The organism is Streptomyces sp. ID05-26A (assembly GCF_033794685.1).
In the GTDB taxonomy this organism is placed as follows: Bacteria; Actinomycetota; Actinomycetes; order Mycobacteriales; family Pseudonocardiaceae; genus Lentzea.
Genome location: NZ_JARAYZ010000010.1, coordinates 1 through 13,573, shown reverse-complemented (window position 1 = coordinate 13,573; position 13,573 = coordinate 1). Strand labels below are relative to the sequence as shown.

8 protein-coding genes are annotated in these 13,573 nt (G+C 68.5%); 4 read left to right on the top strand and 4 right to left on the bottom strand.

Annotated features, from left to right (window positions below; all coding sequences use genetic code 11):
- Positions 1-1,191, bottom strand: a complete 1,191-nt coding sequence (locus PV646_RS43845; RefSeq protein WP_500349008.1) for a sensor histidine kinase — start codon at positions 1,189-1,191, stop codon at positions 1-3.
- Between the two features lie 60 nt (positions 1,192-1,251).
- The gene (locus PV646_RS43840) at positions 1,252-2,964 is read right to left on the bottom strand and encodes an NAD+ synthase (RefSeq protein WP_500349006.1); all 1,713 of its coding nucleotides are present in this window, start codon (positions 2,962-2,964) and stop codon (positions 1,252-1,254) included.
- A gap of 29 nt (positions 2,965-2,993) precedes the next feature.
- On the opposite strand from PV646_RS43840, the gene PV646_RS43835 reads away from it, so the two are divergent.
- Positions 2,994-4,556, top strand: a complete 1,563-nt coding sequence (locus tag PV646_RS43835) for an alpha/beta hydrolase (protein ID WP_500349004.1) — start codon at positions 2,994-2,996, stop codon at positions 4,554-4,556.
- Positions 4,556-6,079: an alpha/beta hydrolase gene (locus PV646_RS43830; protein WP_500349003.1), complete on the top strand. Its 1,524-nt coding sequence runs from the start codon at positions 4,556-4,558 to the stop codon at positions 6,077-6,079. Before PV646_RS43835 ends, PV646_RS43830 begins: the two co-directional genes overlap by 1 nt.
- A 3-nt stretch (positions 6,080-6,082) precedes the next feature.
- Here PV646_RS43830 and PV646_RS43825 read toward each other — a convergent pair whose 3' ends face one another.
- Together PV646_RS43825 and PV646_RS43820 are read right to left on the bottom strand one after the other, a co-directional pair.
- Positions 6,083-7,564, bottom strand: coding sequence for an MFS transporter (locus PV646_RS43825; protein WP_500349001.1), 1,482 nt, complete (start codon positions 7,562-7,564; stop codon positions 6,083-6,085).
- Positions 7,564-8,199 (bottom strand): LppX_LprAFG lipoprotein, encoded by a 636-nt coding sequence (locus PV646_RS43820; protein WP_500348999.1) that lies wholly within the window; start codon positions 8,197-8,199, stop codon positions 7,564-7,566. The genes PV646_RS43825 and PV646_RS43820 overlap by 1 nt, the downstream gene beginning before the upstream one ends.
- Positions 8,200-8,240: 41 nt before the next feature.
- Between PV646_RS43820 and glnA the strand changes: the two genes are divergently transcribed.
- Both glnA and PV646_RS43810 read left to right on the top strand, forming a co-directional pair.
- Positions 8,241-9,584: a type I glutamate--ammonia ligase gene (gene glnA / locus PV646_RS43815; protein ID WP_500348998.1), complete on the top strand. Its 1,344-nt coding sequence runs from the start codon at positions 8,241-8,243 to the stop codon at positions 9,582-9,584.
- 19 nt (positions 9,585-9,603) lie between these two features.
- Entirely contained in the window at positions 9,604-13,134 is a 3,531-nt protein-coding gene (locus PV646_RS43810; RefSeq protein WP_500348996.1) for an FkbM family methyltransferase, read from the top strand.
- Positions 13,135-13,573 lie beyond the last annotated feature (439 nt).

Sequence of the window (13,573 nt, the reverse complement as noted above, 5' to 3'; positions counted from 1 at the left end):
TCACCTCCCCACCGGCAGCACGACGGTGAGCACGGTCGGCCCGCCCTCGGGACTGCTCATCTCCGCGTTGCCGTCCAACGCCGCCACCCTGCCTCGAATGCCTTCCAACCCCGTCCCCCGCTTCTCGTCCGCGCCACCCTTGCCGTCGTCGTGCACGAGAACGGTGAGCTGATCGTTCTCCACGCCAAGACTGACCCAGGCATGCCTGGCGCCACTGTGCTTGGCGACGTTCGTGAGCGCCTCGGCCACCGCGAAGTACGCGGCAGCCTCCACCGCCGCGGGCAACCGCCCGAGGTGCTCGGCCGTGAGCACGCACGGCACCGGGCACCGCGCCGCCAGCGCCTGGATCGCCCCGTCCAGTCCCAGATCCTCCAGCACCGGCGGATGAATGCTCCGCACGACGTTGCGAAGCTCTTCCAACGCGTCGCCCGCCGCGTCCTGGGCCCGCAGCAGCGCCTGCGCCGCGTTGTCCGGGTTCTGCTTGAGCGTCCGCTCCGCGATCCCGAGCATCATGACCACGCCGACCAGCTTGTTCTGCGTCCCGTCGTGCAGGTTCCGCTCGATGCGCCGCAGTTCGGCCCCGTGGGCTTGGAGCGCGGCGGCTCTGGTCGCGACGACCTCGGCCAGCCGTTTCTCCAGCGAGGCCTTCGGTGGAGCCAGCATCTTCTTCGCCCACTTCGCGTCGAGGTCGGCCAGTTTCGGCAACTGGAGGAGGATCAGCGTGAGCACGATCGCGATCGGCACGCTCAGCAACGCCTTCGGCCACGAGTCGACGCGGAGGCCGAACGAGTTCTCGATCCCGCCCGGGCTAGCCCACCAGGTCAGCAGCACGATCGGCTGCTGGACCAGCGCACCCGGAATCCCGATGGCGATCGACCCGAACAACGTCCCGAACAGGGCGTGCGTGATCAGCCAGAGTCCGTCGCGCCGGCTGTCCGGGTCGGCCAGCACCCGTTGCGCGCGGTGCAGCCACGGGCCGTCGAGCGGCGGTGGCGACGGAAGCGCGACGCCGGTGAAGCGCGCCAGCCGTCGTCGGTCGAAGTCCACGATCCGGCGGAGGTACGGCGCTGTGATCGGCAGCAGCGGGAGGACCACCACGGACAGCAGCAGGACGCCGATGGCGAGCCACGACGCGATGGCCGTCAGCAGGCCCGACGCCAGGTAGAGCACCGCCGCCCAGATCCGTTTCATGGGGAGAAACGTAGCTGGGCGGCGTGTGTCTGCGCGGTGGAGCAGGCTCCACTCCTGAGGTCAGCCCTCGCGCCACCCGTTCGTGATCGGCAGCCGCCGGTCCCGCCCGAACGCCTTGTTCGAGATCTTCGTGCCCGGCGGGTACTGACGACGCTTGTACTCGGCCTTGTCGACCATCCGCAGCACGCGGTCCACCAGCTCCGGCGAATGCCCGGCGGCCAGCAGGGCGTCGTACCCGCGATCACCGTGGACGTAGTCGTCCAGCAGCGCGTCGAGGATCTCGTAGTCCGGCAGCGAGTCGGTGTCGACCTGGCCGGGGCGCAGTTCGGCCGACGGGGGCTTGGAGATCGAGTTCTCCGGGATGGGCGGGGTCTCGCCGCGCTTCTCGGCCTCGGCGTTGCGCCACTTCGCCAGGTCCCAGACCAGGGTCTTCAGCACGTCCTTGATCGGGGCGTAGCCGCCGACCGCGTCGCCGTAGATGGTCGAGTAGCCGACCGCGAGCTCGGACTTGTTGCCCGTCGCGAGCACCAGGTGGCCGTTCTGGTTCGACAACGCCATCAGCAGCATGCCGCGGCACCGGGCCTGGATGTTCTCCTCGGCGAGGCCCGTGAGCTTGAGCTGAGAGACGTACACGTCGACCATCTCGCCGATCGGCTCGGTGGTGAAGTGCAGGCCGGTGCGTTCGGCCATGTCGGACGCGTCCGAGCGCGAGTGTTCCGACGAGTAGGAGGACGGCATGGAGACGCCGTAGACCGCGTCGGCGCCGAGGGCGTCCACGGCCAGAGAAGCCACCACGGCCGAGTCGATGCCACCGGACAGACCGAGCACCACGGACCGGAAGCCGTTCTTGTACACGTAGTCGCGCAGGCCCGTCACGAGTGCGTGCCACACCTCTGCCTCGTCGGACAGCGGCTCGAACACGCGAGGGGCGGGCAACGGGTCGTAGGCCGGCACGGGGTCGGAGAGGAACACACGGCGCACGTAGAAGTCGCCGATCTGGCCCTGCTCGTACTCGCGGCCGCCCGGCAGGTCGAAGTCCACGAACATCAGGTGCTCGACGAACTGCGGCGCGCGCCCGACCAGGCGGCCCTCCGCGGACACGACGAGCGAGTCGCCGTCGAACACCAGCTCGTCCTGGCCGCCGACCAGGTTGCAGTAGGCGAGGGGCGCGTGGGCCTCGGCGGCACGACGCGCGACGAGCGGCAGCCGCTGGTCGTCCTTGTTGCGCTCGTACGGCGAGGCGTTGGGCGAGACCACGATGTCGACGCCGGCGTCACCGAGAGCGGTGATCGGACCGCCGTCCTGCCACAGGTCCTCGCAGATCACCATGCCGACCTCGACACCGTTGATCCGCACGATGTCGAGCGACGAACCCGGCTTGAAGTACCGGCGCTCGTCGAACACGCCGTAGTTCGGGAGGTGGTGCTTGCACTGCCGCGCGACGACGCGTCCGCCGTGCAGCACGGCGACGGCGTTGCGCGGGCCGACGGAGTCGTGCTCCAGGTAGCCGACGACGGCGGCGACGTCACCCAGGCCGGCCTCTTCCAACGACCCCGCCAGCGTCTCCAGCGCCTCCGACGACGCGCGTGCGAACGAGGTGCGGATCGCCAGGTCCTCGACCGGGTAGCCGGTCAGCACCATCTCGGGGAACACGGCGACGTGGGCGCCACCCTCACGGGCCTTGCGCGTCCAGTCGACGACCAGCGACGCGTTGCCCTGAAGATCACCAACAGTGGCGTTGACCTGGGCCAGCGCGATCCGAAGCTGCGGCATGCCCTCATCATCTCCCATACCATCGGGCTGTGGCCCGTCTCTTGAGCGTGTTGCTCGTCATTCCGCTGCTCGCGTCCTGCACGTCGATCATCGAAGGGGCGGCCAAACCGGGCGTGACCTTCGAAAAGGTCGGTCCGGCGGGCGTCGTTCCGGCCGGTTTGGAGGAGTTCTACGGCCAGCAGCTCGCCTGGGAGAACTGCGAGCCGTACGCCACGACGGGGTCGAGCAGGGACGCGTACGGCAAGAGGCGCGACGTCGAGTGCACCCGCGTGAGGGTTCCCCTCGACTACAGCAAGCCAACCGGCGACACGATCACCATCGGTGTCCTCCGCTACAAGGCCACCGGGCAGAAGATCGGCTCGTTGCTCACGAACCCCGGCGGCCCCGGCGCGTCCGGCATGGCGTCGGCCGCCGGCATGGTCGCGGCCTACCGCAAGACCGAGCTCGCGGCGAAGTTCGACCTCATCGGATTCGACCCGCGGGGCATCGGCGCGAGCGAACCGGCGGTCAGTTGCCTCACCGGACCGGAGCGCGACGCGGAGCGTTTGGACCTTGACACGGACACTTCTCCGGCCGGAATAGCCCAAACGGAGCAAGAGAACAAGGCGTATGCCGAGAAGTGTGCCGCCGGTACAAAATTCGGGGCATCAATGCTCGCCAATTTGGGCACGCGGGACGTAGTTAAGGACATGGATGTCCTCCGCTCTGCGCTCGGCGACGCGAAGCTGAGCTACGTCGGGTACTCGTACGGCACCCGCATAGGCACTGAATACGCCGAGACCTTCCCCCAGAACGTGCGCGCGCTCATCCTCGACGGTGCCGTCGACCCGACCCAGGACCAGCTCGCGTCGCTGGTCGCACAGGCGGCCGGCTTCCAGAAGGCCTTCGACGAGTTCGTGAAGTGGTGCCGAGGCAAGAAGGACTGCCCTCTCGGCGCCGACGCCAACGCCAGCTTCCGGCAGCTCACCACACCGTTGATCCAGAAACCGGTGGACGTGGGCGACCGCAAGCTGTCCTACAACGACGCCATCACGGCCGCGATCCAGGCGATGTACTCGGAACAGCTGTGGCCGATCCTGCTCAACGGCCTCCAGGAGCTGACGGACGGCAAGGGCACCACGATGCTGCGCCTCGCCGACGCGTACTTCGACCGCGACGAGCAGGGCGAGTACTCGACCATCACGGACGCGTTCAACGCAGTGCACTGCGTGGACGACGCACGGTTGACGGACAAGAACGCGCTGCTCGAGACCCAGAAGCAGTACAAGGCGGCCGCGCCGTTCCTCGACGACGGCAACCCTCCGGGCGCGGCCCTCGACTCGTGCGCGTTCTGGCCTGCCCCGGTCACCGCGCGCACGGGCCCGCCCAAGGCCGCCGGCATCCCGCCGCTGCTGGTCATCTCCACGACCGGTGACCCGGCCACGCCCTACGAGGCGGGCGTGAACCTGGCCAAAGCGCTCAACTCGCGGCTGCTCACGTTCGAAGGCGTCCAGCACACGGTCTTCCTGCAGGGAGACCAGTGCGTGGACTCCGCCGGTGTGAAGTACCTGATCGACCAGACGTTGCCCGCCGACGGAACCCGGTGCGCCTAATGACGAAGAGGCGATCCCGAGTCACCGCGGCCTTGTTCGCCTTGATCGTTCTGCTCGGCACGTCCACGTCCTACGCGCGCATCGACGGCAAGCCCGTCGCCGGCCGCAAGGGCATCGAACGCTTCTACGCGCAGGTGTTGTCATGGGGTGCGTGTCAGCCCTACGCGACCGATGCGAAGAGCAAGGGGCTGTACGAGCGCGAGGGCATCCAGTGCGCGCGCTTGGCAGTCCCGCTCGACTACGAGAAGCCGGACGCCGGAACGATCACGGTCGGACTGCTGCGCCGGCCCGCCACCGAGAAGGACCGGCGGGTCGGCTCGCTCGTGCTGAACCCCGGCGGTCCCGGCGGGTCGGGCATGTCGCACGTCGCGAACATGCAGGCCGGCAACCCGGTCGGCAAGCGGTTCGACGTGGTGGGCTTCGACCCGCGCGGCGTCGGGGCGAGCCAGCCCCGCGTCCAGTGCCTGACCGACGCGGAACGCGACGCGCAACGGCTGCGGCCCAAGGGCGAGAGCGCGAACCAGACAGAGCAGGAGAACAAGTACTTCGTCGAACGCTGTGCCGAACGCAGCGGCATCGACCTGCTGCGCAACGTCGGCACCCGTGACGTCGTACGGGACGTCGACGTTCTACGCGCCGCACTGGGGGAGAAGAAGCTGAGCTACCTCGGCTACTCCTACGGCACGCGCATCGGCACGTTGTACGCCGAGATGTTCCCTCGCAACGTGCGCGCGATGGTGCTCGACGGCGCAGTGGAGGCCAGCGCGGACAAGGTGGCCGCGTCCGCCCGTCAGGCGCAGGGCTTCGAGGAGTCGTTCCAGCGCTTCGCGGGCTGGTGCGCTCAGCGCGACTGTCCCATCGGGAAGGACACGGCCGCGGCGGAGTCCAAGTTCCGCCAGATGATCGAGCCGCTCAAGAAGACCCCGATGCAGGTCGGCGACCGCAGGCTGTCCCACTCGGACGCGAACACCGCGATCATCCAGGCGATGTACACGGACCGGCTCTGGGAGACCGCGCTCAAGGGTCTCCAGGAACTGCGGCAGAACAAGGGCACCACCCTGCTGCAGCTCGCCGACCAGTACCTCGGCCGCGCCCAGGACGGCACCTACAGCCGCATCCAGGACGCGTTCGTGGCCATCCGCTGCGTCGACGAACCGCCGATCAAGGACCGCGCCACCCTGGAGTCCAACCGTCGGAGGCTGTTGGAACTGCTGGGCAACGACACCGTGCCCACCGACGAGACTGCGCTCGGCCCGTGCGCGTTCTGGCCGGCCCCGCACACGTCCGAACCGCACCCGCCGAACGTGACGGGGCTGCCCCAGGTGCTGGTCGTGTCGACGACCGGTGACCCGGCGACGCCCTACCAGTCCGGCGTGGACCTCTCACGGGCACTGGGCGCGCGTTTGCTGACGTACAACGGAAACCAGCACACGGCGTTCCTCGCGGGCATCGGCTGCGTGGACGGCGTGGGCACGAACTACCTGGTGGACCTGAGGCTTCCGGAAACGGACTCCGTCTGCTGAGCCTTACTGTGTCCGACCCTTTTTGGGCAGGAAGACCGACCCCAGCGCTCCGAGCGCGCAAATCACCGCCGTGATCAGGAAGATCTCGTGGTACTCGGTGAGCAGCGCCTCGGTGAGCCCGCGCTGGTACTCGGCCATCTGCCGCTGGAACTCAGCGGGTTCCACACCGAACGGCAGCGGTGTGTTCAGGTCTGCCGTGAGCTCGCGGAACCGGTGGAGTCCCCACGCGGACAACGCCGCCACACCGACGAGCATGCCCGTCATGCGCGCGACGACGACGAACGCCGACGCCACGCCGTGACGCACGGCGGGCACCACCCGCAGCACAGCACCGGACAACGGCGCGATGACCAGGCCCAGCCCGAAACCGGCGATGGCCAGGTCACGCGTGAGCACGAGCCCGCTGACGTCAGCGGGCCACTGCGCGATGAACACGTACGACACCGATGCCATCGCGAGCCCGCCGAACGACACCCAGCGGTCGCCGAGTCGTGACGCGAGGAACCCACCCAGCACAGCACCGACCGGCAACGCGATCAGGAACCGCGTGAGCAGCGTCGCCGCGGACGCCGAGTCGCGGCGCAACACGGTCTGCGCGAACAACTCCACGTCGACCAGCGTCACCATCAACGCGGCACCGGCGGCCAGCGACACCCCGAGCACGGCCCAGAACGGCCGCCACTGCACGCCCTCGGGATCGATGAGCCGCACGGCACTACGGCGTTCCCACAAGAAGAAGCCGCCCAGCACGACAAAAGCGGCGATGAGCGTCGGCCAGCCCCACGACGGCAGCACGGACTCGGCGGGCGTCGGGTTGTAGAGCGCCACCACCAGCAACGACAGGGCAAGAGCGAGCAACACCCCGCCCACGACGTCGATCCGCACCTCGCGCCGTGTGTTCGGCACGGTCCGTTGCACGACCACCATCGCGATGACCGCCAACGGGATGTTGACCCAGAAGATCCACCGCCAGCTCTGCGGCTCCCAGCCCTCGAACAACGGCCACGCGTTGAACAGCGACGCCACCGCGATGCCGTACAACGTGCCGAGGACAGACCCCAGCTCCTGTGCGGCACCCACGGTCCCGAGTGCGGCCGACCGCCGTTGCTCCTCCCACAGGTCCGCGACCAGCGCCATCGTCACCGGCAGCAACGCGCCACCGGCGAGCCCCTGCACGACCCGGCCCGCGACCAGGAGCGGCACGTCACCGGCCAGCGCCGTGATCACCGAGCCCACCAGGAACCCGAGCAGCGAGACCTGCAGCACGAACCGCCGCCCGAGCCGGTCCGACAGCTGCCCGAGCAACGGCATGCCCGCCACGTACCCGAGCAGGTACCCGGTGACGATCGGCGTCGCCTGCTCCAGCTCGTTCACCGCGATGCCGAGATCGCGGACCATGTCCGTGAGGACGCCGACGACGACGTACGCGTCGAGTGCCCCGAGCAGTACAGCCGCGCCGGACGCGGCGAGAGCGACTTTTCGCATTAAGCGGGCGCTGTCACGGTGACGGGCTTGTCGAAGTCCGTCAGGCCGATGTCGACCTTCTGACCACCGGGAAGCTCGAACAGCGCGTTCTTGAGCTTGTTGTCCTTGTCGACCGAGAATGTCGCCTTCACATCCGCGGAGATGCCCGGCACCAGCCCGGCCGCCACGTCCTTCGGCACCGTAGCCTCGACCACCGACACGTCACCGGACGACTTCGTCTTCGCGTCCTTCGAACTGCTCAGGACCTTCGCGACGCCCTTGTCCGGGTTCAGGATGGCCGAGGGGTCGTAGACCTGGCCCGCGAACGCCGCCGGCAGCTTGGTGAACCCGCCGGTCGGGCCCTTGAAGTGCAGGTTTCCGCCGGTCAGCACGTACTCGATCGACAGCAGCTGCCCACCGAACGTCACCTTGGCGTTGCCCTTGGACTCACCGGTGGAGGTGAGGTCGCCGTCGGCGTCCTTCACCGGCACGTCCGGCAGCTCACCATCGACCTTGATGGTGAAGTGCACGGTCTTGACCGACTTCATCGACTCGGCCGACTTCGAGAGCAAGGTCGCACCATCGGGGAGATCTCCCCCGGACGTGCAGCTCGTGAGCAGGGCGAGTGCGCAAACCAACAACCAACGTGCCGACATGCGTTGATCGTAGAGTCACCCCAGCCCTTAAGCTGCCGCATATGGACCGCCAGCAGGAGTTCGTGCTCCGCACGCTAGAGGAACGCGACATCCGGTTCGTCCGGCTCTGGTTCACGGACGTCCTGGGCTTCTTGAAGTCCGTGGCGGTCGCGCCGGCCGAGCTCGAGGGCGCCTTCAGCGAGGGCATCGGGTTCGACGGCTCCGCGATCGAGGGCTTCGCCCGCGTCTACGAGTCGGACATGGTCGCGAAGCCGGACCCCGGCACGTTCCAGGTGCTGCCGTGGCAGACGCCGGAGGGCACCAACTACTCCGCGCGCATGTTCTGCGACATCACCATGCCGGACGGCTCGCCGTCGTGGGCCGACCCGCGCCACGTGCTGCGCCGCACGCTGTCGAAGGCCAGCGAGGCCGGGTTCACCTGCTACGTCCACCCCGAGATCGAGTTCTTCCTGCTCAAGGGCCTGCCGGGCGACGGCAGCGAGCCCGAGCCCGCGGACAACGGCGGGTTCTTCGACCAGACCTCGCACGAGACGGCCACGCACTTCCGCCGCCACGCCATCGAGGCGCTGGAGGCCATGGGCATCTCCGTCGAGTTCAGCCACCACGAGGGCGCGCCCGGCCAGCAGGAGATCGACCTGCGCTACGCCGACGCGCTGACCATGGCGGACAACGTCATGACGTTCCGCTACGTGGTGAAGGAGGTCGCGATCACGCAGGGCGTGCGCGCCTCGTTCATGCCGAAGCCCTTCTCGGACCAGCCGGGCTCGGGCATGCACACGCACTTCTCGCTCTTCGAGGGCGACCGCAACGCGTTCTACGACGACGAGGACCCGTACCAGCTCTCCGACATCGGCAAGCAGTTCGTCGCGGGCATCCTCAAGCACGCGCGCGAGATCTCCGGCGTCACGAACCAGTGGGTCAACTCGTACAAGAGGCTGATCGTCGGCGGTGAAGCACCCACGGCCGTGTGCTGGGGTCACGCGAACCGCTCGGCATTGGTTCGTGTGCCGATGTACTCACCGGGCAAGTCGTCGTCGCGCCGCGTCGAGATCCGTTCGCTGGACTCCGCGTGCAACCCGTACCTGGCGTACTCGGTGATCCTGGCCGCCGGCCTCAAGGGCATCGAGAAGGGCTACGAGCTGCCGCCGCCCGCCGAGGACGACGTGTGGTCGCTGACGGACCGCGAGCGCCGTGCCGCGGGGTACTCGAACCTGCCGCAGAACCTCGGTGAGGCACTCGCCGAGATGGAGAACTCGGAACTGCTGCCCGAGGCACTGGGCGAGCACGTCTACGACTTCTTCCTGCGCAACAAGAGGACCGAGTGGGACGCGTACCGTCGTAGCGTCACCCCTTACGAGTTGCGCACACTTCTCCCCATGCTGTGAGGCCAGGTACGTGCTCTCCGTGACTGAGGTACCCGAGTTCCAGCCGACGATCTGCGCGTGCACCGTCGCCACGGCGGCGGAGCTGCCCGCGGTCAAGGTCCTGTCCAGCTCGTTCCTGGCGGAGCACCCCGAGGGCCGGTTCGTCGCGCTGATCGTCGACGCGCAGCCGGAGCACTCGGGGCCGGGGCTGATGACGCCTCTCGACATCGGTGTCGCCGAGGTCGAACTGCACGAGCTCGCGACCGCGCTCGACTCCGGCGCGCTGAAGGCAGCGTTGGTGCCGCGGCTGCTGGAGGCGTTGCTGTCGCAGGGCATGCCCGTGCTGTACCTCGACCCGTGGGTGCAGGTGTTCGGGTCGGTCACGAAGCTCGTGCTGGAGGCGTTGCGCACCGCACCGGTCGTGCTGCTGCCACGCACGTTGCGGCCGTTGGCGTCCGACGGCCTGCAGCCGGGGCCCTCAGACCTGCACGACCTGGGCGCGTTCGACCCCGGGTTCATCGCCGTTGGCCCAGGTTCTGAGCCCTATCTGACTTCTCTGGACATGCCGGCGATCGTGCCGCACCACGTCGTGCGTGACGCACGGGTCGGACTGTCCGTGTGGAACGTTGCCGACAGGCCGTTGCACCGCACCGAGTCCGGCGCACTGGCCGTAGTCGGTCAGGACCTGCTGACGGTGCACTTCCGCGGGTTCGACCCTCGTCGGCCCTGGTTGCTGTCCGCCGAATTCGCGGAACGTCCCCGTGTGCTGCTCTCGGAGCACACGGAGGTCGCCGAGCTCTGCCAGTCCTACCGCGCCGAACTGGTGCGGAACGGCTGGTCCGCGCTGCCGGTGCCGTACCGGTTCGACGCGCTGATCGACGGCACGCAGATCCCGTCCGAGCTGCGGGCCGACTACCGGGCGTCCGTGCTGACGCCGCCGCCCGCGTTCGGCGAGGACGGTGGCGGCGGGTTCCTCATCTGGGCGTGCGAGCCGACCGAGAGTGGCGGCACGCGCTGGGCCGACGCGGTCTGGCGTGCGGATTCCGCGCTTCAGAAGCAGTTCCCGGCGCCCTTTGGCGCGGACGCGGAGGCCTGGCGCGAGTGGTGTGCCGGTGTCGGCGTCGCCTCCGGGCGGTTGCCCGCGCCCGCCGTGCCACAGCCCCGGTCGGAGGGGCCCGCGCTGCTCGACCAGCTCGGCGTGTCCGTCGTCGGCTCGGGGCCGGTGGCGGAACTGGTGCTCGCCGCCGCGCGCGCGTCCGGCCTGCCGGTATCGGCCTCCGCCGGATATCCCGTGGTCGTGCGCGCTTCTTCCGCGGACGAGGTGCCTCCGGGACGGTTCGTCGTCGAGGTCGCGCTGGACGCCACGGCTGCGGACGACCGCACAGGCGTGAACGAACTGTGGCTTTCATCTGAGGTGTCGCGAGCAGCCGCCGAACGCATCGGCGGGCCCATCGTGCGTGTGGTGCCTGTGCCCGTGCGCGACGTTGGCGCGCGTGAGTTCGAGTCCGGCGAAGTGGTGGTGTTCGCGGCGATCGCGGACCATGACCTCGACCGGCCCGGCAACGTGCTCGGCGCCGTGTCGGCGTTCCTGACCGCATTCCCCGATCGCACCGATGTCGAGCTGCGGATCGCGGTGTCCGGTGCCGCCGAGCACCCGGAGGCGGCCGAGCGCCTGCGCCTCGCCACGGCCTCCGACCAGCGGATCTCGCTGGTCGAGGACCTGGATGTGAGTGCCGTCGCCGATGCGGTGGTGTCGTTGCACCGGGGAGGCGCGGACGACCGGATCGCGTTGCGCCTGGCCGAGCTCGCGGTGCGGGGAGTCCCCGTCGTCGCGTCCGACCACGGTGCCGTTGCGGAGCTGTTCGGCAAGACGGCTGTTCTCGTGCCGTGTCACCAGGGCGCCGAACCGGATGTGCAGGCCGCCGCGAAGTTACTGCGTTCCCTGGCTGATGACCTGCCCACGGCTGCGGCGCTCGGTACGGCCGGCCGTCAGCACGTGTTGTCCGCGCGGTCCGTCGCACGTGTTGCGGAAGTCCTGCGTGAACGCGTCGAACACGCGTACCGCGGGTGGCGTGCCCGTCGGCCGAAGCCGAAGGACGAGGTCGACCCGATGCTCGCCCTGCAGTCGGCCAAGCACGCCTTACTGCGGCAACCGACCGTGGACGGTCCCAGCCGGACACCGATGGCACCCGCGCTGCGCAAGGTCGTGCTGCGCGCGCTGGACCACTACGACAACCACATGCGCCAGGTGCTGCACACCCTGATCGACGGGGTCGAGCGCACGGTGTCCGAGCTGGTCAACCGGCAGGACGCGCTGAAGGCGGGCGTCGGTGCCGGTGAGCTCGAACTCCTCCGCGCCGAGATCGAGCAGGTCGCGGCCCGGCAGTCGCACTTCGTCGACCAGCTGGTCGGGGTCGACGACGGGGTCGTGCGCGTGCGCGCGGACATGGCCGGTCAGGGCCGCCGGCAGCGCGACGTCGAGGACGCGGTCGTCGCCGAGGCGGCCAAGCGCGCGAAGTCGGACGAGGTGCTGGCCGAGCGGATCGACAAGCTGACCGTGGCCCTGGACCGGACGCTGGACCGGATCGACGGGCTGGAGTCCAAGGTCGTCGAGGTGTTCCGCGAGCGCGACTCCCGGCTGGACGCCGCACTGCGCACCGCTCACCAGGCACAACAGACCGCCGACGCGTTGCGTCGCGTGGTGGTTCGTCAGCACGAGTCCGCCGATGACGCGCCCGCGGTGCGTTCGTCGCTGGTGTTGTGCGACGCCGGAATGATGCGGCTGCCCTCCGACGACGCGTTCATGCTCCCGCTGTTGTCGTCCAACGGCGTGTGGGAGCCCGACCTCGCTGAGCTGCTCGATTCGGTGCTGGAGCCGGACGGGATCTTCCTCGACGTCGGCGCGTACGTCGGCTACCACTCGATTCGCGTGTTGTCGCGGCTCGGGCTGATGGGCGCCGTTGTCGCCGTGGAGCCGGACGCTTCCGCCGCCGCGCTTTTGAGGCACAACGTCTCGGCGAACCTTCCCGCTGCCGTGGCTGCACGTCTCACCGTGGTCGAGGGCGCGGCGTGGGAGAGCGCGGGCGAGCTGGCGGTGTCACCGACTTTGACCGGTGGTGTGTCCGTGTCGCCGTTGGCGGACGGCGCAGGCGAGGACGTCGCACGGGTGAAGTCGCTGCGCTTGGACAAGACGCTCGAAGACATTGCCCTGGTGCAGGGGATGAAGCTTTCGGTCGTGCGGGTCGACACGCCTGGACGCGGCCATCGCGCCCTTGCGGGACTCGTCCGGTTGTTGCGCCGCGACAGGCCGCACGTGTTCCTCGAGTTCTCCGCGACCGCGACGGCCGATCTCGGTGACGATCCGGTGACGGTGCTCAAGGAGTTCGGCGTCTGGGGTTACGACCTGGTGCCGGTCGCGACCCGTCAGCCTGCTCCGGCGGACCAGATCGTGCGGGCGATGGAGGGACTTCGTTCCATCACCCTGTGGCTGCGACCGCGTCCGATCGGGGCCAAGCCGGCTGCTCCTTCGCCGTCCGTGCCGATCAAGCAGCCCGCTGACCAGGCGATTTGACTTTGATCCTCCCCATCAGTAACTTTCTCCAGGTCGCAAGCGAGACCCCGGAACGAGCGGTTGACACCGCGGATCGGGCCGGATAAAGTCTCACGGCGTCAAACCCCCAGAAGTAAATAAGCGGCCTAACGTGCTGTCCGGGATCTGAAAATGACCCCGATTTGACACCGGGAAAGCCACTCAGATAACTTCTGAACACAAGCAAAACTGAATGCGAAGCGAGTTTGCGCCGCGAAGAAGAAGCCGAAACGGCCGATTTGACAAAGCGAAAACGAACTGGCTAAGCTTTCAACACAAGCCCCGAGAGAAAGCCTCCGGAAACGGAGACTGGAACCGGTGAGCGCGTGTTCTTTGAGAACTCAACAGCGTGCCGAAACACAGCCAGTAATATATGAATTACCTCCTCGTCGAGGTAGTTCCTTTGAGGCAAGACTAGATT

Excerpts from the sequence above, each read along its gene's own strand:
- PV646_RS43845 (WP_500349008.1), bottom strand. The coding sequence starts at position 1,191 with ATGAAACGGATCTGGGCGGCGGTGCTCTACCTGGCGTCGGGCCTGCTG.
- PV646_RS43840 (WP_500349006.1), bottom strand. The coding sequence starts at position 2,964 with ATGCCGCAGCTTCGGATCGCGCTGGCCCAGGTCAACGCCACTGTTGGT.
- PV646_RS43830 (WP_500349003.1), top strand. The coding sequence starts at position 4,556 with ATGACGAAGAGGCGATCCCGAGTCACCGCGGCCTTGTTCGCCTTGATC.
- PV646_RS43825 (WP_500349001.1), bottom strand. The coding sequence starts at position 7,564 with ATGCGAAAAGTCGCTCTCGCCGCGTCCGGCGCGGCTGTACTGCTCGGG.
- PV646_RS43820 (WP_500348999.1), bottom strand. The coding sequence starts at position 8,199 with ATGTCGGCACGTTGGTTGTTGGTTTGCGCACTCGCCCTGCTCACGAGC.
- glnA (WP_500348998.1), top strand. The coding sequence starts at position 8,241 with ATGGACCGCCAGCAGGAGTTCGTGCTCCGCACGCTAGAGGAACGCGAC.